The sequence below is a fragment of the Mesorhizobium sp. M0621 genome (assembly GCF_040320745.1).
Taxonomy (GTDB): Bacteria; Pseudomonadota; Alphaproteobacteria; order Rhizobiales; family Rhizobiaceae; genus Mesorhizobium.
This window is the reverse complement of the sequence record NZ_JAMYQF010000044.1, coordinates 18,677-41,132: the sequence shown is the minus strand read 5'-3', so window position 1 is coordinate 41,132 and position 22,456 is coordinate 18,677. Positions and strand designations below refer to the sequence as shown.

The following is a 22,456-nucleotide window of genomic DNA, read 5'->3' as shown; positions in this document are numbered from 1 at the left end:
CATATAATGCGGGTTCGCGTCGAAAGCAACGCGCGCCGTGCAGCCATTCACACCATCGTCAATTCCCAGCGCCCATTTCCGGCGTCAGTTTGCCGGTGCAGCCGGCGCCGGATTGGCCGGGGCGTTGTCCGCCGGCGGTGTTTCAGCATCGTTGTCGTCGGGTGCCGGCGCGTTGGCATCGTCGCCACCTGACGGAGCATCGGCCGCCGGTGCGTCCGGAGCCGCGGGCGTCTCGACGGCCGGCTGATTCGGATTGAGCTTCTTCAGGATGGCGTTTTCCGGGTCTTCGGGCAGCAGGCTTTCGAGCTTGGCGCCGATCTGCTCGAGCAGCGGCCGCGACTTGGCCTCCGTGACCCAGGCCGGTGCCTTGGCGCCGGCCAGCCAGTTGAAAAACAGCAGCGCGACGGCAACGACAAGGATGCCGCGCGCGGCGCCGTAAAGGAAACCAAGCGTACGGTCGAGTGCGCCGATCCTGGAATCGATGATCCAGTCGGCGAGCTTCATGGTGATGACCGACACGACGATCAGCGCGATGATGAAGACCACGCCCGCGGCGGCCGCCATAGCGACCTTTTCATTCTCGATGTAGGGCGCGAGGTAAGGCACAACCGGCTTGTAGAAGAAGAATGCCGCCGCCGCTGCCGCTGCCCAGGAGACGACGGACAGGATTTCGCGAGAGAAGCCGCGAACCATGGCGAGCATCGCCGAGACCAGAGTGAAGCCGACGAGAATTCCGTCAAGCAGCGTAATCGGCATGTCTTTCGCCCCACTCCATGAGCCGCATTATAGCGCGGAGCATCGGTTTTTGGGTCCGATGCTCTAGTCTTCCTCGTCCACGCGGCTTCGGCGTGAGCCGGCTATGCGTGCCACGAGGTCGGCAAGCTCGGTCGGCTGGAAAGAACCGGCTCCGATCCCCCCGGCCAGTTCCCCGCTTCCCGAGGGCAGAACCGCGCTTCCAAAACCCAGCTTTTCGGCTTCCTTGAGGCGCTGTTGCGCATGCGCAACCGGCCTCACGGCGCCCGAAAGGCTGATTTCGCCGAAATAGACGCAATCGGCGGGAAGGGCAAGGCCGGTGAGCGAGGAAACCAGGGCCGCCGCCACTGCCAAATCCGCCGCGGGCTCCGAAATGCGATAACCGCCGGCGACGTTGAGGTAGACATCGTGGCTGCCGAAGCGCACGCCGCAATGGGCCTCGAGAACCGCCAGGGTCATCGACAGCCGGGCGCCATCCCAGCCGACGACGGCGCGGCGCGGCGTGCCGAGCGAGGAGGGCGCCACCAGCGCCTGGATCTCGACCAGCACTGGCCTCGTCCCCTCCATGCCAGCGAAAACCGCGGCGCCCGGCGATTTCGCATGGCGTTCGCCAAGAAAAAGCTCGGATGGGTTGGCAACTTCGCGCAGACCCTTGTCCGACATTTCGAAGACGCCGATCTCGTCGGTCGGTCCAAAACGGTTCTTCACCGTGCGCAGGATACGATAGTGATGGCCGCCTTCGCCTTCGAAGTAGAGCACGGCGTCGACCATATGCTCGACTACGCGCGGCCCGGCGATCTGGCCTTCCTTGGTGACATGGCCGACCAGCACGATCGCCGCCCCCGTGGATTTCGCATAACGGATCATCGCCTGCGCGGCGGCGCGCACCTGGGTGACGGTGCCCGGCGCCGAATCGGCGAGGTCGGTCCACAGTGTCTGGATCGAATCGAGGATGACGAGGTCGGGCCGCTTGCCGTCGGCTATCGTGGCGAGGATGTCTTCGACATTGGTCTCGGCGGCAAGCTCCACCGGAGAGGACGCGACACCAAGCCGTTGCGCCCGCAGCCTGATCTGCGCGACCGCCTCTTCGCCCGAGACATAGACGATGCGGTGGCCCTTTGACGCCAGTGCGGCCGCCGCCTGGGTGAGCAGCGTCGATTTGCCGATGCCAGGATCGCCGCCGACCAGCAGCGCCGAGCCGCGCACGAAACCACCGCCGGTGGCGCGATCGAGTTCGCCGATGCCCGAGATGATACGCGGCGCATCCTCGATATCGCCGGACAGCGTGGTCAGCACCACGGCGCGGCCCTTGCGGGCGTTGCGCGTGTTGGCCGGACCGGAGCCGATGCCGCCGGCCGTGCCTTCCTCGACCAGCGTGTTCCACTCGCCGCAGGCATCGCATTTGCCGGCCCAGCGCTGATGCACCGATCCGCAACTCTGGCAGATGAATTGAACGCGCGATTTGGCCATTACGTTGCCGCAGGCTGAAAATTGCGGAGGTCAGGCGTTCCTGACAGAGCGCGACGGTAGGTCAAAAAGCTACTCGAACCTTTCCGGCAGGTGATGCTCCTCGGCAAGGTCGGAGAAGCGGGTGAACTCGCCCTGGAAGGCAAGGCTGACGGTGCCGGTCGGTCCATGGCGCTGCTTGGCGATGATCACTTCGGCCTTGCCCTGGACCTCGACCATCTTCGTTTCCCAGGCGAGGTGCTCGGGCGTGCCCTTTTCCGGCTCCTTGTTCTTGATGTAATATTCCTCGCGGTACACGAACAGCACCACGTCGGCGTCCTGCTCGATAGAACCCGATTCGCGCAAGTCGGACAGCTGAGGATGCTTGTCGTCGCGGCTTTCGACCTGACGCGAGAGCTGCGAGAGGGCGATGATCGGTACGCCGAGTTCCTTGCCCAGCGCCTTCAGTCCGGTGGTGATCTCGGTGATTTCCTGGACGCGGTTCTGCGACGCCTTGGCGGATGAACCCTGCATCAGCTGGATATAGTCGATGACCATCAGATCCAGCCCGCGCTGGCGCTTGAGGCGGCGGGCGCGAGCTGCAAGCTGGGCAATCGAAATGCCGCCCGTCTGGTCGATGTAGAGCGGGCGCTTGTGGTTCTCTTGCGTGTAGGCGACGAGCTTGCCGAAATCGGCTTCGGTCAGGTCGCCGCGCCTGATTTTGGACGACGGGATCTCGGTCTGCTCGGAGATGATGCGGGTGGCCAGCTGCTCCGACGACATTTCGAGCGAGAAGAAGCCGACGACGCCGCCATTGGCCGCCTTGACGGAGCCGTCCGCCTGCTGTGCGGGCTCGTAGGCGGCAGCGATGTTATAGGCGATGTTGGTGGCCAGCGACGTCTTGCCCATGCCTGGGCGGCCGGCGATGATGATCAAATCCGACGGCTGCAGGCCACCCATGCGGTGGTCGAGATCGCGCAGGCCGGTGGCAATGCCGGACAGGTGGCCATCGCGCATATAGGCGGCACTGGCCATGTCGACAGCGTTCTTCAACGCATCGGAAAAACTTTCAAACCCGCCATCGTAGCGGCCGTTTTCGGCCAGTTCGAACAGACGACGCTCGGCGTCCTCGATCTGTTCGCCGGGTGCCATGTCGACCGGCGCGTCGTAAGCGATGTTGACCATGTCCTCGCCGACGGTGATCAGCGCGCGGCGCGTAGCAAGATCATAGATGGCGCGGCCATAATCGGTGGCGTTGACGACGGTGACGGCCTCCACCGCCAGCCGCACGACATATTGCGCCATTGTCATGTCGCCGACCTTCTCGTCGGCCGGCAGGAAGGTTTTCAGCGTGATCGGCGTCGCGACCTTGCCCATGCGGATGAACTCGGACGCCACCTCAAAGATCTTGCGGTGCAGGGGCTCGTAGAAATGGCTGGCCTTGAGGAAGTCCGAGACGCGGTAGAAGGCGTCGTTGTTGACGAGGATGGCGCCGAGCAGCGCCTGCTCGGCCTCGATGTTGTTTGGCGCTTCACGATAAAGCGGTGTTTCCGCGACGCCGAACTTTCGCGCTGCTTCTGCCATGATGTCCCCGATTAAAATCCCGGCTTTTCGATATCAGAACGTGACAAGTCCCATGCTGACTTATCTGCACCAGTGCCTGTCCAATCAGCTTTGATACCCGCGATTCACAGCCGAGTTTTTTCAGTGGAAAGAATCACGATTGACTCGAATCGAAAGAACGATCGTAGCGCATCTATAGGGAGAACAAAACGGGAAAACAAGCAATGGTGCTCTGCGCAGCCACTGGGCTCAAAGCTGACTGAGTCGCCTCTCGATGAAACGGCGTTCCGCCGGTTGCCGGGTCAACTCAAGCGCCCGCCGATAGGAGGTTTTTGCCGCATCACCCAAGCCAAGCCTGCGCTGCATGTCTGCCCGTGCGGCATGCGCGAGATGGTAGCCGTCGAGGCCGCCTTGTCCCATGACCGTCTCGATTGCCGCCAGTCCGGCCTGCGGGCCGTCGCGCATGCCTATGGCCGCAGCGCGGTTGAGTGCCACAATGGGCGAAGGGTCGACGCGACTCAGCACGTCGTAAAGCGCGACGATCTGTACCCAGTCGGTCTCGGTCGTACCTGCCGCCTCGGCGTGAACGGAAGCAATCGCTGCCTGCAGGATATAGGGTCCGATGCGGCGCGAGGCGATCGCCTGGCCGATCAGCCCGTCGGCCTCGGCGATCAGTGCGCGGTCCCAGAGCGTGCGGTCCTGGTCCTCCAACAGCACGAGATCGCCGGCAGGGTCGACCCGCGTTGTGCGCCGCGCCTCATGCAGCAGCATCAGGGCGAGCAGGCCTTGCGCCTCCGGCTGGTCGAGCAGCTCGACCATCAGCCGGCCGAGCCGGATCGCCTCGGCGCAGAGATCGGCCCGCGTCAGGTTCGGCCCTTCGGTTGCCGCGTAACCCTCGTTGAAGATCAGATAGATCACCTGCAGCGCGCTCTCGAGCCGCGCCGGCAATTCACCGCGGTCGGGCACTTCGTAGGGGATCGCCTCGTCACGGATCTTGGCCTTGGCCCGCACGATGCGCTGGGCGATGGTCGGTGCGGGCGTCAGATAGGCGCGGGCGATCTCTTCGGTGGTCAAGCCACCCACTTCGCGCAGGGTCAGAGCGATGCGTGCATCCGGAGTCAGCGCTGGATGGCAGCAGACGAAAATGAGCCGCAATTCGTCGTCCTGGATGTCTTCCGCAAGGGCTGGCTCGGGTGTCGGCTCGGCCAGGGCCGTGAGCTCCGGTAGAGCCCCGGCCAGCCGCGCTTCCCGGCGCCAGCGGTCGATGGTTCGGAAGCGGCCTGCCGAGACCAGCCAGGAATAGGGATTGGCTGGCACGCCCTGGCGCGGCCATTGTTCGGCGGCAGCGGTGAAGGCCTCATGCAAGGCCTCCTCCGCCGCCTCGAAACCGCCGAGCAGGCGGATCAAGGTCGCCAGCACACGCCGCGCCTCGGTGCGGTAGGCCGCCTCCAGGGCATCGCGTGGGCCGGCGGTGCTCACAGCACAGGCGGCGGCTGGCTGAAGTCGACGACCGGGCGGACTTCGACAAAGCCGATCGTTGCCAGTGGATGGCCGCTCGCCACGCGCACGGCTTCATTGAGGTCGCGCGCCTCAATGACGATGATGCCGCCCAGTATCTCCTTGGTCTCCATGAACGGACCGTCGACAGACGACATCTTGCCGTCGCGAACCTGCACGGTCATTGCCTCTTCCGGCAGCACGAGGGCCTCGCCGGCAACGAAATGGCCGCTGGCCTTGAGCACGTCGTCATATCCGGCGCATTCGGCAAGCGCGGCATTGGCTTGCGGGCTGCCGCCGAACAACGTCTGGGGGTGGTAGTAGATGAGACAGGCGTAACGCATGTTGGGTTTCCTTATCTTGATTCTTGGGCTCAGGCGTCGAGGATCGTGGCGAAGCCGCCATGGACCCGTCGCTGGTTGTCGTAGGGCATGGCGTCGGCATACATGCGCGGATCGGCAATCACCTTCTTCCAGGCTTCGTCGCGCACCTGCTTCGACGGCCATTCGACCCAGGCATAGACGACCACCTCGTCGCCCGTCGCTTTCACGGCGCCACGGTAATCCGTGATCTTGCCGTCGGGAACATCGTCGCCCCAGGCTTCGACGACGCGGGTTGCGCCATGTTCCTTGATCACCGCGGCCTGCTTCGCCGCCACTGCAAAGTAAGCTTGCTTGTTGGCGGCCGACACCGGCACCAGCGAGCCATCGATGTAGCCGGTCTCCCCGGTCGTGTTCAGGTCGATGAACGGCGTGAAGCCGCCGATGATCATGCGCTGGCCGTCAAAGGGCATGGGCGCACCGATCTCCGCCATGCGCGGATCGCTCATCATCGCGTGATAGGCCGCGTCCGCGGCCGCCTTGTCCGCATATTCGTGCCACGAAAAGGTGATGACCTCATCCGACTTTGCCTTCACGGCACCTCTGAAGTCGGTGATCTTGCCGCCGGGCACGTCATCGCCCCATCCTTCGACCATGCGGGTGGTGCCGAACTCCTTCAGCACCGATGCCGCCTTGGCAACAAAGTTGCGATAGGCTTCCTTGTTGGCGGCAGGCACCGCGGCGACAAATCCTGCGATATAGCTCATTGCGTTTTCTCCTGTTGGCTGATGCCGTTTGACACTCTTGGCGTCTCGAAAGGTCCGAGAACGCCAATGGTCGAACGGCACAGCCCGGATTCGACATCGCTCCGAAATTTTTCTTCGGCGTGGTCCCAAACGCCACTGCCGCCTATTCGGAAGCCAGCCTGTCGCCCCAGTCCAGCCGCCGGGCGAGCTTGAAATCGGCGCCGTCGCGCTTGGTGAACAAGCGCTCGGCGGCGGTGCCATCTTCCTGGCAGAGCTTGAGCAGAACCTTGCCGGAGCCGGATTTCGGCGGCGCAAGAACCCGTGCCTGGTGCGAGGTGGGTCCATCGCGGGAAGCCGCGACATAGATGAATTTCTCGTCCTCCCATGGCACATCGGCATCCTTGGCCAGCCGGTGCAGGCGCGAGCGGGCGACGCGGCGGGAAAAATGGCACCAGTCGGGCTGGGCGAGCGGGCAGGGCGCCTGATGCGGGCAAGGGGCAAGCACATGCGCGCCCGCCTCGATCAGCTGCTGGCGCACGGCAAGGATGCGCTGCCATCCGGCTGGCGTACCCGGCTCGACGATGAGCAGCGTGTCGGCGGTGAGCCGCCAGAGCCGGTCGATGAGTTTCGGCAGCGATGCCGGAACAATTTCGTCCAACACATAGGCGCACGTCACCAGATCGGCTGGCTTGAGGCCGGCGAGGTCGACGGTGACGTCGCCGGCCAGCCAACTGGTCTGGGCGGTGATCGCGTCGGCGGCAAGTGCCTCGCCGACCTTGCGCACTGTGGCACTGGCTTCGAACAACACCGCCTGTTCGAGATCCGGCCACTGATCGGCCGTGGCCCAAAGCACCGTACCAGGGCCGGCCCCGACATCGAGCAGGCTCTTGGGTTGAAAGTCGGGCTTGGCGTCGCTCAGCGCGTCGAGGCTGGCGCGGATCGCGGCATAGGTCGCCGGCAACCGCGTCGCCAGATAGGCCTTCACCGCCAGATCTTCCGCCATGTGCAGACGACCGTCGCGCAATTCGGCACGATAACGGTCGGACAGCGTTTTTGCCGCTTGCTTCAGTGTCGCCAGCGGAATGTTTTCGAGCAGACGCTCGACACCCTGGCGAAGTTGGGCCGGCAGTTCCATCTCACGCGCCCCGCGGGGCGAGAAGGATCACCGAAGCGCCGGCAATACAGAGCGCCGCTCCGGCAAAATCCCAGCGGTCGGGGCGCACGCCCTCCACCAGCCACAACCAGCCAAGCGACGCCGCAATGTAGATGCCGCCATAGGCGGCGTAGGCGCGGCCGGCGGCTGACGTGTCGACCAGCGCCAGCAGGAAGCCGAACAGAGCGAGCGAGGCGAGACCGGGGAGCAGCCACAGCGGCGACTTTTCCAATCGCCACCAGGCCCAGAACGAAAAGCAGCCGGCGATCTCGGCCAGAGCAGCGGCGGCATAGAAGACATAAGTCATGAAAAGGGTCTCGTGGCTGTCACAGGACCTTTTTCAGTGCAGGGGCCGGCAATGGCAAGCGACAATGCTATTCCGGGTCCGCAACCTTGCGGCGCCGAACTGGCCTGGCGGCAGGGCTCTTTTTGACCGGTGCCGTTTCGCGATGCCCCATGTCGCGCATCTCAAGCGCTTTCTCGCACTTGGCCATGTAGTCGCGCGACATTGGCAGCGTGTCGTTCTTCTTGGCGATCTGGATCTGGAAGATCACGAGGTCCTGCCAGCGGAAAGCGGCTTCCGAGGCGGCCAGGTAGAACTCCCACATCCGACAGAAGCGCTCGTCATAGATTGCCTTGGCCTTGTCGCGGTTGGCGGCGAAGCGCGCACCCCAGTGCTTCAGCGTGTCGGCATAGTGGAGCCGCAGGATCTCGACGTCGGTGACGACAAGGCCCGACTTCTCGATCGCCGGCATGACTTCCGAGAGCGCGGGGATGTAGCCGCCGGGGAAGATGTATTTACGGATGAAGGCGCTGGTCGCCCACGGCACGCCGGAACGGCCGATCGTGTGCAACAGCATGACGCCATCCGGCTTGAGCAGCGTCGCGCTCTTGTCGAAGAAGGTGCGGTAGTGGTTGACGCCGACATGTTCGAACATGCCGACCGAGACGATACGGTCGAAACGCTCGTTGAGTTCGCGGTAGTCCTTGAGTTCGAAATGCACGCGGCTTTCCAGCCCTTGCGCGTGCGCCCTGTCGGTGGCGACGCCATGCTGCTCGGTCGACAGCGTCACGCCTTGCACGTCGACGTCGAACGCCTTGGCGAGGTAGAGGCCGAGTCCGCCCCAGCCGGAGCCGATGTCGAGCACCGTCTGGCCGGCCTTCAGCCGGAGCTTGGCGGCGATGTGGCGCTTCTTGGCGGACTGCGCTTCGTCGAGCGTCATGTCCGGCTGCTCGAAATAGGCGCAGGAGTACTGCATGTCCTCGTCGAGGAAGAGCCGGTAGAGATCGCCCGACAGATCGTAGTGGCGCTGCACGTTGCGGCGCGAGCGCGAGGCGGTGTTGATCTGCTGCAGGCGGCGGAAGGCGTGGCGCAGGCCTTCGATGGCCTTCGACCAGGTGGCGTCGATGCCGCCGCTGCCCATGTTCTGGAAGGCGATGCGCATCACACCCAGCACGCCGCCTTCGAGGATGTCGAGTTCGCCGTCCATGTAGGCTTCAGGCACCGCCAACATCGGATCGAAGGTGATGGCGCGCTCGGCATGCGCGGTCTTGATGTGCATGTGCACCGGTTCGCCGCTGCCGTCGCCGAAAACCACCGTCGCGCCCTTGGGACCGGTTACCCTGAGATTGCCGGTGCGCACCAGGCGGTCGAGAACGCGCTTCAACAGAATATTCATGACCAAATGTCCCCTCTCGGCCAGACAGGCTGTCTTGGCGCGTGACCCGAAAATCGGAATCGATTTTCATCGGGGATCTTGCGCCGAACCAAAGCACAGCGTCATTTGCGCGGCCAAAGGACGCGCGTCTGCAACAATATATAGGGGTTCGAAAAGTTCCATTTGGCATAAAAAAGCCCGGGCGCGAGGCCCGGGCGTTGGTCCAGTATGGCTGGATGCCGGCAAAGTGATCGGAGCGTAGCTCCGATCGGGATCAGAGCACGGCTCCGATCGTCTTGCGACGTATGATCAGGCGTTGTCTTCGCCGCCCTCGAACTCGGTGTTCGGGTCGAAGAAGTTTTCCGGCCGGGCATTGTCGTTGATGTCGTCGCCATAGATGGCTTCGGCGGTGGTCAGCGTCTCGCCCTTGGCCTGGCGCTCGGCTTCGTCAGCCGTGCGGGCGATGTTGAGCGTGACGGTGACCTCGACTTCCGGATGCAGCGCGATCGCCACATTGGTGACGCCGATGGTCTTGATCGGCTGGTTGAGCAAGATCTGGTTGCGGTTGATCGAAAAACCTTCCGCCGTCAGCAGATCGGCGATGTCACGGGTCGACACTGAGCCGTAAAGCTGCCCGGTTTCACCGGCGGAGCGAACGGCGACGAAGCTCTTGCCGTCGAGCTTTTCGGCGACCTGGCTGGCTTCCGATTTGCGCTCGAGGTTGCGGGCTTCGAGCTGGGCGCGCTGGCCTTCGAACTTTTTCTTGTTGGCTTCGTTGGCGCGCAGCGCCTTGCCCTGCGGCAGCAGGAAGTTACGGGCAAAGCCGTCCTTGACCTTGACGGTATCGCCCATCTGGCCGAGGCGGGAAACGCGTTCGAGAAGAATGACTTCCATGATTTTGTTCCTTTGGTTGGGCGCCAATCGATCGATGAGATCGACGCCGAATGTCTCTGGAACAGGTCAGGAAGCTTGAGCGCCTTGGGCGCTGGTGTCGCTGTCCTGCCTGTCGCGGCAGTTAGAGGTGTTTGACCTCAACCCGGGATTTGATGTTCAACCCTGCGGCGCCCGTCGCCGTGGGAGAAGAGCGGGCGGCGAACCGCCCGCATGCCAGAACTAAAAGTCCTAGCGAACCACGTAGGGCAGCAGGCCGAGGAAGCGGGCGCGCTTGATCGCCTTGGCGAGTTCGCGCTGCTTCTTCTGGCTGACGGCGGTGATGCGCGACGGCACGATCTTGCCGCGCTCGGAAATGTAGCGCTGCAGGAGACGTACGTCCTTGTAGTCGATCTTGGGCGCGTTGGCGCCGGAGAACGGGCAGGTCTTGCGGCGGCGATGGAACGGGCGCCGGGTCGGGATCTGATTGATGTCGACCATTATTCTGCACCCCCTTCAAAGCCTTCGCGCGGACGGCGCGGACCACGATCGGCACCGGCGTCGCCGAACGAGCGCGGCGGACGATCGCCACGTTCGCGGTCGCCGAACGAGCGCGGACCACGATCGCCACGGTCACGGTCGCCGAAGCCACCGCGTTCCGAGCGCTCTTCGCGCTTCTGCATCATGGCCGACGGGCCTTCCTCATGTGCCTCGACCTTGATGGTCAGGAAGCGCAGCACGTCTTCGGAAAGGCCCATCTGGCGCTCCATCTCGTTGAGCGCGGCCGCCGGGCAATTCAGGTCCATCAGCGTGTAGTAAGCCTTCCGGTTCTTGTTGACCCGGTAGGTGAGGGACTTCAGTCCCCAGTTCTCGACCCGGCCGACGGACCCGCCATTCGCGGAGATGACACCCTTGTACTGTTCGACAAGCGCATCGACCTGCTGCTGCGAGAGGTCCTGCCGGGCAAGAAACACATGTTCGTAAAGAGCCATTATGTCTTATGCCTTTCTTCGTTTCTCTCCCGGTTCCCGGCGGCAAAAGCCTCTGCAACTTCTCTGACCCGCAAACCCAGCAAGGGCACGGGGAAGAAAGGAGCATCACGAGACGGTCGAGAGCGGAGACACGGGAGGCGGAAGCGCTTCTGGCTCCACACGAAGGTTTTCGAAAAAACCTCCGGCCCTCCGTTCAGCCCCCAGCAAGGACCGGCAGATTGCGGGCGTCTATAAAGCAATCCGGCCACAACGCAAGGGCAAGCGGGCATTCTCCTGTGTCGCAGGAGGAAAAAACGAGCAGCAACGGTGGCCGGAGTTTGTGGTTTCCGGCAACTGCGCCTTAACCACAATGTCAGGTTGTGCGGAGTTGAAACCCCACCGTCAACGGTCGATTCATCATGGAAGGCACAAAAGCCAGGATAACCCGTGCAAAAAGCGCGGCGAGCATTTCCGGGGGTAAGGATGCTTCTCAACAAATTCTGGCGCTCGACGAGCGGCAATTTCACGCTTGTGCTGGGACTGGGCTTGCCGGTCATCCTGACGGCTGTCGCTTTCGCAACCGATGTCTCCACCCTGATGCGGGCCAAGAGCAATCTGCAGAATGCCCTCGATGCGGCAAACCTTGCCTCTTCGCATCTCGGCGATCTCGATATCAGCCGCAACGATGCCTTCAACCGCTATTTCCAGGCCAACATCGTCGGGCACGGCGAACTCGGCAATGCGCAGGCGACGTTAACCGTCGACAAGGGCGTCAATTTCGTCAAGACAAAGGCGGTTGCCACGGCGGACGTCAATCTGAACTTTGCCTTCCTGTTCGGCGACAGCAAGCACATCGAGGTCGATGCCTCCGCCGTCGAATCGAACAACCAGCTCGAGGTCGTTCTGGTGCTGGACAACACCGGCTCCATGGCCGGCGCGCGTATGACTGCGCTGAGGACAGCGACCAAATCATTGCTCGACACGCTCGAAACGACAAAGTCGCCGACGCGCCAGATCCGCGCCTCGCTGGTTCCATTCGTTACGGCCGTCAATGTCGACGGTGACGAATTCGACCCGTCCTGGATCGACATGGACGGCAAGTCGTCCACCAACGGCATTAACTTCCCGGTCATCGACGGCAAGCGTCCCAATCACATGGCGCTGTTCAGGCAGCTCATGAAAGATCCGGCCTCGGCCGCCAAGTTGACAGGATGGAAGGATTCTACAGGGGCAGATACGGGCTGGAAAGGTTGCGTCGAGGCGCGACCGGGCACCTACAACATTTCCGACACCCCGCCCGATCCCGCCAAGCCCGACACGCTGTTCGTTCCGTATTTCGCGCCGGACGATCCGCAAGTTGCCCAGGCCCCATCTGCCTCCTATGGCAATTCGGATAAATACTATAACAATTCCTATCTCGACGATGGTTACGACAAGACCAAGCTTGCCAAACAGAACGGCAACCTTCTCGGCATCGATCTCAGTGATCTCCTCGGCGATCTGTTGACGCCCGGCAAGTCTGCCAAGGAAAAGGTCGCCAAATATGTCGCGCCCGTCAACGAGATCATCACCGAGGCGGGCACCCGCATAACCGTCGGCCCGAACCGCGCTTGCCCCACACCCGTCGTCCCGCTGACCGACGATTTCGACAAGCTGCGCAAGGCAGCAAGCGAGATGACCGAGTGGAACGGTTCAGGCACCAATGTCTCCGAGGGTCTGTCGTGGGGCATGCGGGTGCTGTCGCCCGCGGCGCCCTACACCGATGGCGCGCCTTGGAAGACGCCTGGCATCAGCAAAATCGTACTGTTGCTCACCGATGGCGAGAACGTCGTCTATGGCGCCAGCGAACAAGAACCGACAAAGTCGGATTACACATCCTATGGTTACCTGGCGGGTGGCCGTTTCGGATCGGATAACCAGATCACCGCGGCGCGCAATGTCGACGGCTGGACCAAAAGCGTTTGCACGCAATTGAAGAACGAGGGCGTGCAGATCTACACCATGGTGCTGCAATCCGACACCGCAGCCAACCGCGCGCTTTACAGCGCCTGTGCTTCGAATCCGAGCGACTACTATGCCGTCAACGATCCGACCAAACTGCCGAACGTGTTCCTTCAGATCGCCAACAAGTTCTCGAAGCTGCAATTGACGAATTGAAAACTTACCGGAGAGAGTCGGGCCGGCTCCTGACGGGATCGATCGGTTCAACTCGTATGGGCGACAACCTTGTCGACCGTTTCGGGGAAGAAGTCGGGCGCCGCATTGCGTTTGCCGAACATCATATCGTACTGCAAAAGGCGGAAATCGCGGATCGCCGGGTCGATCTCTTTCTGCCGCGCCCAGTCGGGCGTGGCCTCGCCAGCCGGCGTCAGCAACAGGTTGCGGTCGACGACACGGTAGCGCTCGCTCATCTCGCCCAGGAAGCCGGTGTAGTAGGGATGAGTGATGCCGGCCGTCTTCAGGATATGATAGGGCAGGAAGGCCGGGCTGACGGCGCCCACATCTTCAGCCGGCCCGGTGCGGTTCGACCAGATGACCAGCGGCGTCGCGTGGTGTTCGATAGCGGCCTCGGGCGACGCTTCCTTGCGCGGCGCGACATTGTCCTTGAGGAAACCCGTTTCGACGTAGACCGGCCCCAGCGGCGGCAGATGGTCGCCAAAAAAGGCGATCACGGTGGGACGGGAGCGTTTCTTCGCCCATTCGACCAGGCGTTCAAGGCCGCGATCGGCATCGGCTGAGCCCTCGGCGTAGCTAAGCAGCGATTCGCGCGCCCACTGGCTGATCGGCGCCTTCACTGTATGCGTCGGATTGTAATAGCGGTTCGGCTCGTAAGGGCCGTGGTTTTGCAGGCTGACGGCAAAGAAGAACACTGGCTCGTCGCTGGCGTCGGCCTCGCTGATGATCTCGTCGGTCATCGCCGCGTCCGATGCCAGCGGCCCGCGCTTTTGCATCGGCGGCAGCGTCTCTTCCGATTTGAAGTCGTTGAAGCCGAAATCGGCATAGACCGCGCCACGGTTCCAGAACCAGTTGGTGCCGGGATGGATAGCGCGCGCCCGGTAACCCTGGCTCTTGAGGAAGGTTGCGAGCGAAGGCGTCGGCGTGCGCACATATTGCTGATAGGGGATGCTGCCGGCCGGCAGGAACGCGTTGGAAAAGCCGGTCAGCGCCTCGAACTCGATGTTGGCGGTCATGCCGCCGAATTCGGGCGAGAACATCGAGCCCGAGCGCAGCGCCCGCACATTGGGAATCGGATCGGGCGTGATGGTGACGCCGGGCAGCTTGGTCGGATCCCAGAAGGACTCGCTCATGACGATGATGATGTCGGGCTTCTCGGCCGGCACCGAGGCTGTCACATCAGGCCTGCCGATCGCAGCGATCGCCTTGTCGGAATAGCCGGGCGGTGCCGAGACATGCGCCATCGGCACATTGAGCGCGAAGGCCAGCGCAAAGCCGTTGGAGGCATAGTTCTCCTTCTGGTCCCACATGATCGGAATGATCTGCAGCCGGTCCCTGGTCCAGGAGAAGGTGGCGTAGTCCATGATCGAAACGAAGAAGGCAAGCAGCGGCACTGCGAGCGTCAGCCGGGCAAGGCGTCCCTTGCGGCTGAGCGACGGAACCTTGCGGCGCCACAGCCGCCAGCCATAGACGAGCAGCGACAGGCCGGCGACGATGCCGACGACCATGGCAAGCGCGGTCATCGGCCGGTCGCGAACCAGCAGCGGCAGCAGCGCGAAGATCTGGCGGGCATAGAGGAAATCGGCCGGATAGAGCGGGTCGCCGAGGTAGTGCGACTTCTGGTGACCGACGAAAGCAAGGGAAAGCGTCAGCGGCGCGACGATCATCAGGCTCTGATGGCTGCGGCCGAGCACCGCATCGAGGCCGATCAGGATCAGCGCAAACACGACAATGGTGGTCCAGCCCGGCTTGAGCGGCTGCAGGAAGAAGGAGACCGTGCCGGCAAAGTCGCCGCGCACGATCAATTCGATGGCAAACACCAAGACGGCAGCGATCGCCAGGCTGATCAGCCCATAGCGCACAACCGGCCATCTCCTGCCCGGCAGGTAGCCGGTAGAGGGGTCGTCTTCCAGGAACTGCGGCGCGGCTTTGCCGACGCGTTTAGAACTCTTTGCCACTTTAACTTCCCCACCCCAGCGACAAACACGTCACTCGATTGTCATGGAATTGTCACGCAAAGCTAGCGCCTGTGGCCAAAATAAGAAGAGCCAGCAAACGAATCGTGAGCGGTTTTCATCAGGAGTGATCCACTAAAATATTAGCCACCCTAGTCGCTTGTTTCCCCAAACAGGCGTCCCATATGGCGGTTAACACGGTGGAACCCCATGAAAACGTTGCCTTTTTCACATTCACATTCATATACCGGAAATATAGAAACACCGGTGGCCTATTCGTACATCCGGTGGTCATCAGCCATCCAAGGCGAAGGCGATTCATTCCGTCGCCAGAAGCATTTGGCCGAAAAGTGGTGCCAGAGAAACGGCGTTCTCTTGGCTGATGACAAGATCATGGTTGATGCCGGTGTGTCCGCATTCCGGGGCAAGAACCTGAAAGAGGGTGCAATATCCGCTTTTGTGACCTCTGCGAAAGACGGGTTCGTTGCCAAGGGCTCTTACCTGTTGGTCGAGTCGCTAGACCGCCTGAGCCGCATGAGAACGGCGGAAGTCCTGACGATCTTCTTGGACCTCCTTCGTGCTGGAATCGTGTTGGTGACGCTCGGGGATGATGACGATGATGAACGCTCCTTCCGTTGGGAGGACCTTGACGAAGAGAATCTGAAAGAAGCCATCAGCGATATGAAGAGCAATCACAGATTTGTGCAAAAGCTCTCAAGGCGTGTCAGGGACAGTTGGGCAGGCAGAACGCAAAAGGCACGTTCAAGTGGTAAGCACATTCCCGGCAACCCGCCTGCGTGGCTCTATGAGGCCAGCGGGGAACTGCAGATGGATGAAGCCAAGGTGGCAATCGTCCAACGCATTTTCGATATGTGCATCTCCGGGCTAGGCATCACGGCCATAGCCCAAATCCTGAACAAGGAAGGTGTTCCACTACTGGCCAAGCACAAGCGCAAGACGATCAAGAACCGTTCGGATTTCTGGACCGTCACCAGCGTTGCCTACGTCCTCCGTTCCAAGGCAGTGTTTGGAGAATATCACCCGAAAGACGGTGACCCATGGATTGCGTTCCCGCCGATCGTATCGAAGGAAGATTATTACCGGGCAGAGGCATCTAGAGCCAAGCGGCACATGGTTGCGAAGGGTAGGACGGGCAAGCACTACACCAACCTGTTTAAGGGCATCGCCAAGTGCCACTATTGCGGCGAAGCCATGAACATCAAAGACGGCAGAAACCAAAAGCAGCCACACAAGGCGCTCCAATTCCGTTGCAGGGGTGTTGGCGTGAAGACATGCAGCCACAAGCCATGGAACTATGACGTGTTCGAGTCGGCATTCCTGTCAGTGGTCAGGGAGATTGATACACGAGCCGTCATCGGTGACGGTTCGGAGTCCAAGCTGGCAGAGATTACCAAGCAGCTTCAAGCCCTACAGGGTGAGCGTTCGAACCTGATGAAGGTGGAAGAAACCTATCTGTCGGCGATTGAGAAGACACCGGATATCGAACCAATCTACCAAGGCAGGGTTCGGTCCAATCGGCAAAAGCTGGACGCCATCAACGCACAGGCAAAGGTGCTAGAGGTCGAGCGCAACAAGGTGCATGCAGAGCGTAGCGCATCCAATGAACTGCTACCGGTAGAGCTACCAAAGGATGCCAAGATACGGGCAAAGGTGGCTGAACACATCAGGACGATTGTGGAGTGCGTGACCCTCAAGCGGGACGGCACCAGTAAGTTTGATTCATCCTTCTCGGTCCATTTTGCGGGTGGTGGAATCCGAACCGTGCATGTGGACTACACGAACGCCAAAAAGCCCTATGCGGTCACTGGGGGGTTCAAGGGAAAAGATATCATCCCAGACGATTTAGTGACGGCTACGGGGCTAGGAGACTGCATACTGGCCGAAACCATGAGGGAAGTGGATTGGATGGTTGAGAACGGCGGCAAGGCTGGTCTGGACGGTGCAAAGAGAGTCATTGAGAGAATGGAAGAGGTACAGGCTACCATCGAGCGGCAGGCGAGAGAGCTAGGATTCCGCTGAAAAAGTGCCTGCGGTCAACGAGCGGATCGCAGGTATTTTTTCAAGACCCAACCAGCGATCTCGGTATGATCGGCAAGTATGGTGCGAACTTCCAGCCATTTGCCTGACCGTCGCAGGACTTCAACCCGCTGACCGGGCTGTAGCAAAATGTAGTGACCGCCAGAGTACTTCTTTTCCCAATTTAGAGGAACCGCTCTAACGACTAGATAAAATGAGAGATTCGGCTCTTTACGCTGAGCCAATCTATCGATTGAGATCTCTATCTCGTAGAGCTTTTCTGTTATTTTGTGTATGACTCGCTCGTCGCCCGACTGCAAATCATCTCGCATTGAAGAGCTAAGTTTAGAAAGGTCATATGACGACAGGTATGCGGAGAGTATGACGCAAAACAATGATAAAACGGCAGGAAATATAAAAAGAGACAGTAATTTTTCGGATCGAGAAGTGCTGTTTTTGTCGAGCGTATATCGAATCGCAGACAGAGATTTTAGTATCTCATTGTGTATGTCCGAATGAGCGATGCTTATTGGGTTTCTATCTGAGCGAATACTCCCGATAGAGTGAACCGGTGCTTCTGCCTCGTCTTCTGCCTCTGTGATCCGGGAATAGGCTATCTCCTGGATAATCCTACCGGCCGAGGAATTTGAAAAATGCTCTAGTGTGGAGGCGTATTCAGTGGGGCTGTTGATAGCAATTGCAAGCCCCTTGATCGCATTCACAGTGGGCAAATCATATGGCGTGCTGGCGGCAAAAGCGCTGAAGGCGCTAACCAGCTTCTGGGCTTCCGTGAGGGCAGGACTCTTCGGAAGGTCCCTGATGGCTGCTACCAGCTTCTGGGCTTCCGTGAGGGCAGGACTCTTCGCAAGGTCCCTGATGGCTGCTACCAGCTTCTGGGCTTCCGTGAGGGCAGGACTCTTCGGAAGGTCCCTGATGGCTGCTACCAGCTTCTGGGCTTCCGTGAGGGCAGGACTTTTCGGAAGGTCCCTGATGGCTGCTACCAGCTTCTGGGCTTCCGTGAAGGCAGGACTCTTCGGAAGGTCCCTGATGGCTGCTACCAGCTTCTGAGCCTCCTTGAAGGCCGGGCTCTCCGGAAGGCCTCTGAACGCAAGCTGCGCTTGCCTCATGCCAGGGCTATTTACAAATTCGAACAATGCACGTGTCGCCGGATCAAGTGCCAAGCCACCAAGCCCCGAATCTGTCATTTTTCGACCATCCCCAGCTCGACGTGAGTCGCACTTAAGATGTAAGCGCCAACCGGCAGAAATCCAAGGTATCCGGAGATCATTCAGAAAAGTCACGGGCGGGGGTCGCTGACCGTGATGCACGATTTCCGGTTGATCTAGCCCGACGAGAGCCCATGCTAAGCGAATCGACGAGAGGATCATTCCTAAGGAGGCGATATGAAGGGCCAGGACGACCTTGGTGGATCACGCCTCAATCCGGGCCAAGAAATCCATCGTTTTCCGAAGCCCGTGTCTATGAACACCGAAATGCCTCGGCTTTGGCGACAGGAGTATCTGAAGAATCGCTATCTGCTCACGACATCGATCGAAGACCTAGAAGGTAGGATGTGCGATATTTTCGACAATATAATGGCTCTCGACTGGGACAGTTGGAAATACAAACCAGATATTACTATCGACGGCGGTATATACTACTCTTTACCTCACCTTGATTTTTTTAAAATGATGATAGAGGTTGCGTACGAAGGAGAGCTTAGAGGCAGAGATGTAATAAAAGCAAATGATAAGCGTAAAATAATTGATGCAGAGAAGGCTCTTATTGAACAAAAGTGGGCTGTCAGACATGAACTTCGTACCTCAAACAAAACCTTCTCTACAGCCTATCGAAAGCCGGAAAAGATATTCCGATTCTCTGCTAAGGAATTCAACAGCTCGCTTCTTCATAGTGGCAAACTTCGCTTTAGTCCGTCGCTAGCGTATGCCGACGGCGCTCTTCTCCCTGCCCAGTTCGACAATGAAAATCAAGTCCATGTCAGCAATGGAGGCTATTACGAACTCGAATCTGAATTTTGGGTGTGTTCATTCTCCTGCGTTTATGAATTGCGGATGTATGCCGAGTTCAATGCGGATAGCTGCTTGGTAATTCAAGATGTCGAAGAATTCAAAAGGCGAGCGGTTCAGAGCATACATAGACACAATTCAGATAATGAAGACGACGTGCTTGCCAGAGCTGTTTTTTCTCCTGTTGTTTATTACGATCCATACAAAACGGTTGACGTCGAAAGTGCCAACGAGATCCATTTTCTCAAACATTTCCGATACGCTTACCAGCGAGAGTTTAGGGCCATCTTGATGCCGAAAAGAACTCGTCCTTCGACTCCGGTTTTCCTGAATCTCGGTCCTTTGACCGACATAGCCGAATTGGTCTCAGCTTAATATTAGCGAGCGAGCAAGGGGCTGGTCCTCACGGGCGAGCCAAGGGCGCAACCTTGGCGTCGACAATCATCTTCGATCCGTCGGCGCAGTCCGCAAACGCCAGCGCCCGTAAGGCCTCGCTTCTGAGGTCAGACACGTCGTGGCCTTCGAAGAAATGGGGACTGCGGTGAGGAACTTTGATTTCGGGTATATCGACCACGGACGATAGAACCCAGACGGTCGAGCCGTCGGTAAGCGCCAGCGTGCCGACAAGGCTCGTTCCCGTCCTGCTTCCTGGCCAGCCTGAAATGAGCACTTGCGGTTCGCTTACCGCAACAGTGAACTCGATTGCTCGTCCGGTCGGGGCGGGCGCAACCTTTATGAAACCTGCGGGCAAGTTTTTGTCTTGAACCGTCGACGATCCAAATGGCGTGATGACGTGCATGCCTATCCGGAATCCCGGTAGCTTTTCGGTCGGCTTTGGCCACTTGCTGATGAACCAATTACGACCCTCTTGGTCGCTCGGTTTCATTCGTTCAAAGGCCGCCTGGTCATAAGCGGTGTGCCAAAATCCCGACTGATGAAAGCTAGTCTTGAGTGAGCCCCCGAGTTCACGACAGGCGAGGTAGAAATCGATGTTTGGTCCCGAACGGGTAAAGAGCTTCCAAGAAGCGGCCCGATTACCAAGATCGTCGACAACTCCGAATCTAAGCGATTTTCAGCCATCCTATTTCCCAGGTCTTTGCCCCAGCGAACGGGCCGTCAACTCGATCTATGCCGGCTGTGCATCATAGCCCGACAGGATAATGTTCTCGATCGGGTAACGCTCGTCCACGTTCTTGAGGGCATAACGGATGGCCAAATCTTGTGAATCCAGCCGAAGGATCGACGGCTTCACAGGGAAGCCAACCTTCTGCATCCCAATCTTGCCCCAGAAATGTTGGGACATCCGGCGAAACCTAAGCTCCTCGTGGTCCGGGATTGCAAGCAGGCAATGATAGTGAAGGAAGGTCGAGTCGATCCCGTTCTTCTTGACGGTCTCACTGATTGCAACTGCCGGCAAATTTCGATCAAACTGACGACGCAGCGTAGAGAAATATCGTTTGACCAAACGATCGCCGGTAGGCCGATCTTGCGCCCTCAAGATAGATATGGGGTCCTCCATCGGAAGTGGTGGCTGCGCCTTTGAAGCTCTGATCTTCCGATAGGCTATTTCTGCTGCCTCCTCGATCGACCCAGTTCGGACGAAAGGAATCGTAACGAACTGGGTCATCCGGTGGCGAGCAATCTTCTCGATGATCAACTCACGGGCTATGTCAGCCTTGTTCTGCACCAGCCAGTCGTTGAGAATCTGGCCGGCCAGTTCCTGGACGCTGTCTTTGCCACTCCGCTTTGCCATTAGCTTGAGGGCCGGCAAAGCAGTCGGGTCGATCGCTATCGTCACTGCCATAGTGTGTCGACCTCGTCTCAACGAGTCTTTGGCAGCAAACGAACACAGGCCGAGGCGAGCATGAGCTGCAACGTGAATAAGCAATCGACCTTTTCGTCTAAGGTTTCGGCAGCTTCAAAATCCGACACCGATGAACTGACGATTGAGTAGAAATCAGAATAATAACGTGGACAGTGCGCCTCGATGTCACTCAGGGCGATGTCTCTTGGGTTGTTTTCATCCATCTCGCAGTCTTTCCTAAATATTGGCATAGCTTCGCTGTTGGAGGCAAAAGTGCCGTTTCAAACCTAATCATAACAATGCGATCCACGCCAATCTGCTGCGCAGCGAATATCCCTGTGCACGCAGTGAGTATTTAGTAATTGCCACACTTCATCCGTTGACAGACCGAATGGTATGGAACGCAAAGGCTCAAAAGTGGCATTTGCGTAATCATCACGTAACTACAGCTCCCCAAGCGAGTTCAATGTTGAGGGGCTGATTGGGTGGGTATCGTCAATGTCCAGCTAGTAATAGCACAAACCCTCAGGGCTGTCAATAGATAATCAACCATCGCTTGATTCTACATTTATCGCATATTTGAAATATGTACGGTAATACAGCACATCAAGAATATAACCGTTAATATAATCATTATATTGGAAAACAAGCTTGGTTCAGTGCGTTTCCGCCCCTCGCATGGGAGACGGCGGGTCCAAGAACTAAACGCCAAAGACTTTGTGCTTTATGCACCTAGAGATTGTCGGCACGGAAACCCCAAACCGTTTGGCAATCACAGATTGCCACGCTCCGTCTTCATGAAACTGTCGCCGGATTTCGATAACATCGGCTGCCGTAAGCTTTCCTCTCGGCGGTTTGGCGATTGTCGGGCGGGTTCCGGTCTTGAATTTGCCAACCTCATTTCCCCAGAGCGTCCATCCCGGCTTCGAACTGCGGGAAAACAGTTCCAGATATGGGCCTTCATACAAGGCCTCGATGCGATGGTAAATTTCGTCCGGTTTTCGTGAATGTTCTCGCCTTGGGGCAAAAATGAGCTGCTCGATTGATTTCGATTTTCGAGGCAATACCTTTCCACGTGTTCCAATCAGGCAGTGTTCTGCGTTGGCACGGGTGTAGTAACCCATGCCTTTGAACAGCCCTTCACTTTTCTTGTTTTGCTTGATCCACGTGAATCCAACCGTCTTATACCGAAATCCCCAAGAAGCGATTATCTCGGGCGCCCTATCAAGCAGCGGATTGGTTACCCAGAGGAAAAGAATTGCATCATCTGCTGAAATGTCAGCAACAGGGAGATTTTTGATCGCCTCGATACTCATCGTGTCGTAGTGCTTCGTTACGTGTCGCCCATTCTTGGTCACATTCGTTTTGAAGTGCCATGCAGGGTCGGCCAAAATTATCGGGTACTTGGTTTGTAAGTCGTGCAATTGCGTTTCCCGCCGTTTTCGCCTGAGTCGACGAAATGAGCCGGTTTTGACCCTCAC

General features: G+C 59.2%; 21 protein-coding genes. 3 read left to right on the top strand and 18 right to left on the bottom strand.

Annotated elements, in window-relative coordinates; translation table 11 throughout:
- Positions 1–84 precede the first annotated feature (84 nt).
- The 12 genes from NKI38_RS24745 to rpsF all read right to left on the bottom strand — a co-directional run bounded on the left by NKI38_RS24745 (position 85) and on the right by rpsF (position 10,998).
- Positions 85–756: a CvpA family protein gene (locus NKI38_RS24745; protein WP_352661913.1), complete on the bottom strand. Its 672-nt coding sequence runs from the start codon at positions 754–756 to the stop codon at positions 85–87.
- Between the two features lie 63 nt (positions 757–819).
- Positions 820–2,223, bottom strand: coding sequence for a DNA repair protein RadA (radA, locus tag NKI38_RS24740; protein ID WP_352627002.1), 1,404 nt, complete (start codon positions 2,221–2,223; stop codon positions 820–822).
- A gap of 69 nt (positions 2,224–2,292) precedes the next feature.
- Entirely contained in the window at positions 2,293–3,783 is a 1,491-nt protein-coding gene (locus NKI38_RS24735; protein WP_126068580.1) for a replicative DNA helicase, read from the bottom strand.
- A gap of 228 nt (positions 3,784–4,011) precedes the next feature.
- The gene (locus NKI38_RS24730; protein ID WP_352661910.1) at positions 4,012–5,241 is read right to left on the bottom strand and encodes an RNA polymerase sigma factor; all 1,230 of its coding nucleotides are present in this window, start codon (positions 5,239–5,241) and stop codon (positions 4,012–4,014) included.
- Positions 5,238–5,603 (bottom strand): YciI family protein, encoded by a 366-nt coding sequence (locus NKI38_RS24725; RefSeq protein WP_352661907.1) that lies wholly within the window; start codon positions 5,601–5,603, stop codon positions 5,238–5,240. Before NKI38_RS24725 ends, NKI38_RS24730 begins: the two co-directional genes overlap by 4 nt.
- A gap of 29 nt (positions 5,604–5,632) precedes the next feature.
- Complete coding sequence (locus NKI38_RS24720) at positions 5,633–6,346, bottom strand: DUF1428 domain-containing protein (protein ID WP_352661904.1); 714 nt, start codon at positions 6,344–6,346, stop codon at positions 5,633–5,635.
- 142 nt (positions 6,347–6,488) lie between these two features.
- Positions 6,489–7,460 (bottom strand): small ribosomal subunit Rsm22 family protein, encoded by a 972-nt coding sequence (locus tag NKI38_RS24715; RefSeq protein WP_352661901.1) that lies wholly within the window; start codon positions 7,458–7,460, stop codon positions 6,489–6,491.
- Between the two features lies 1 nt (position 7,461).
- Positions 7,462–7,785 (bottom strand): YnfA family protein, encoded by a 324-nt coding sequence (locus NKI38_RS24710; RefSeq protein WP_352661898.1) that lies wholly within the window; start codon positions 7,783–7,785, stop codon positions 7,462–7,464.
- Between the two features lie 67 nt (positions 7,786–7,852).
- Positions 7,853–9,157 carry a cyclopropane fatty acid synthase gene (locus NKI38_RS24705; RefSeq protein ID WP_352661895.1) on the bottom strand — a complete coding sequence of 435 codons (1,305 nt, stop codon included), beginning with the start codon at positions 9,155–9,157 and terminating at the stop codon, positions 7,853–7,855.
- A 288-nt stretch (positions 9,158–9,445) separates the two neighbouring features.
- The gene (gene rplI / locus NKI38_RS24700; protein WP_352627012.1) at positions 9,446–10,030 is read right to left on the bottom strand and encodes a 50S ribosomal protein L9; all 585 of its coding nucleotides are present in this window, start codon (positions 10,028–10,030) and stop codon (positions 9,446–9,448) included.
- A 228-nt stretch (positions 10,031–10,258) separates the two neighbouring features.
- Entirely contained in the window at positions 10,259–10,507 is a 249-nt protein-coding gene (gene rpsR / locus NKI38_RS24695) for a 30S ribosomal protein S18 (protein ID WP_006203718.1), read from the bottom strand.
- On the bottom strand, positions 10,507–10,998 hold the full coding sequence (gene rpsF, locus NKI38_RS24690) for a 30S ribosomal protein S6 (protein ID WP_352661892.1): 492 nt from the start codon (positions 10,996–10,998) through the stop codon (positions 10,507–10,509). The genes rpsR and rpsF overlap by 1 nt, the downstream gene beginning before the upstream one ends.
- A 462-nt stretch (positions 10,999–11,460) precedes the next feature.
- On the opposite strand from rpsF, the gene NKI38_RS24685 reads away from it, so the two are divergent.
- A complete protein-coding gene (locus NKI38_RS24685) occupies positions 11,461–13,134 on the top strand; it encodes a pilus assembly protein TadG-related protein (RefSeq protein WP_352661889.1) in 1,674 nt (557 codons plus the stop codon).
- A 47-nt stretch (positions 13,135–13,181) separates the two neighbouring features.
- On the opposite strand, the gene NKI38_RS24680 is transcribed toward NKI38_RS24685, so the two are convergent.
- Positions 13,182–15,110: an LTA synthase family protein gene (locus NKI38_RS24680; protein WP_352661886.1), complete on the bottom strand. Its 1,929-nt coding sequence runs from the start codon at positions 15,108–15,110 to the stop codon at positions 13,182–13,184.
- 207 nt (positions 15,111–15,317) lie between these two features.
- Here NKI38_RS24680 and NKI38_RS24675 point away from each other — a divergent pair, with 207 nt between their 5' ends.
- Complete coding sequence (locus NKI38_RS24675) at positions 15,318–17,147, top strand: recombinase family protein (RefSeq protein ID WP_352661883.1); 1,830 nt, start codon at positions 15,318–15,320, stop codon at positions 17,145–17,147.
- Positions 17,148–17,161: 14 nt separating this feature from the next.
- On the opposite strand, the gene NKI38_RS24670 is transcribed toward NKI38_RS24675, so the two are convergent.
- Positions 17,162–18,349, bottom strand: a complete 1,188-nt coding sequence (locus NKI38_RS24670; protein ID WP_352661880.1) for an SH3 domain-containing protein — start codon at positions 18,347–18,349, stop codon at positions 17,162–17,164.
- Between the two features lie 198 nt (positions 18,350–18,547).
- Here NKI38_RS24670 and NKI38_RS24665 point away from each other — a divergent pair, with 198 nt between their 5' ends.
- Complete coding sequence (locus NKI38_RS24665; RefSeq protein ID WP_352661877.1) at positions 18,548–19,546, top strand: hypothetical protein; 999 nt, start codon at positions 18,548–18,550, stop codon at positions 19,544–19,546.
- A gap of 28 nt (positions 19,547–19,574) precedes the next feature.
- On the opposite strand, the gene NKI38_RS24660 is transcribed toward NKI38_RS24665, so the two are convergent.
- The 4 genes from NKI38_RS24660 to NKI38_RS24645 all read right to left on the bottom strand — a co-directional run bounded on the left by NKI38_RS24660 (position 19,575) and on the right by NKI38_RS24645 (position 22,399).
- Positions 19,575–20,057: a hypothetical protein gene (locus tag NKI38_RS24660; protein WP_352661874.1), complete on the bottom strand. Its 483-nt coding sequence runs from the start codon at positions 20,055–20,057 to the stop codon at positions 19,575–19,577.
- A gap of 240 nt (positions 20,058–20,297) precedes the next feature.
- Complete coding sequence (locus NKI38_RS24655; protein WP_352661871.1) at positions 20,298–20,975, bottom strand: hypothetical protein; 678 nt, start codon at positions 20,973–20,975, stop codon at positions 20,298–20,300.
- A gap of 17 nt (positions 20,976–20,992) precedes the next feature.
- On the bottom strand, positions 20,993–21,199 hold the full coding sequence (locus NKI38_RS24650) for a hypothetical protein (RefSeq protein WP_352661868.1): 207 nt from the start codon (positions 21,197–21,199) through the stop codon (positions 20,993–20,995).
- A 477-nt stretch (positions 21,200–21,676) separates the two neighbouring features.
- On the bottom strand, positions 21,677–22,399 hold the full coding sequence (locus NKI38_RS24645) for an MT-A70 family methyltransferase (protein ID WP_352661865.1): 723 nt from the start codon (positions 22,397–22,399) through the stop codon (positions 21,677–21,679).
- Positions 22,400–22,456 lie beyond the last annotated feature (57 nt).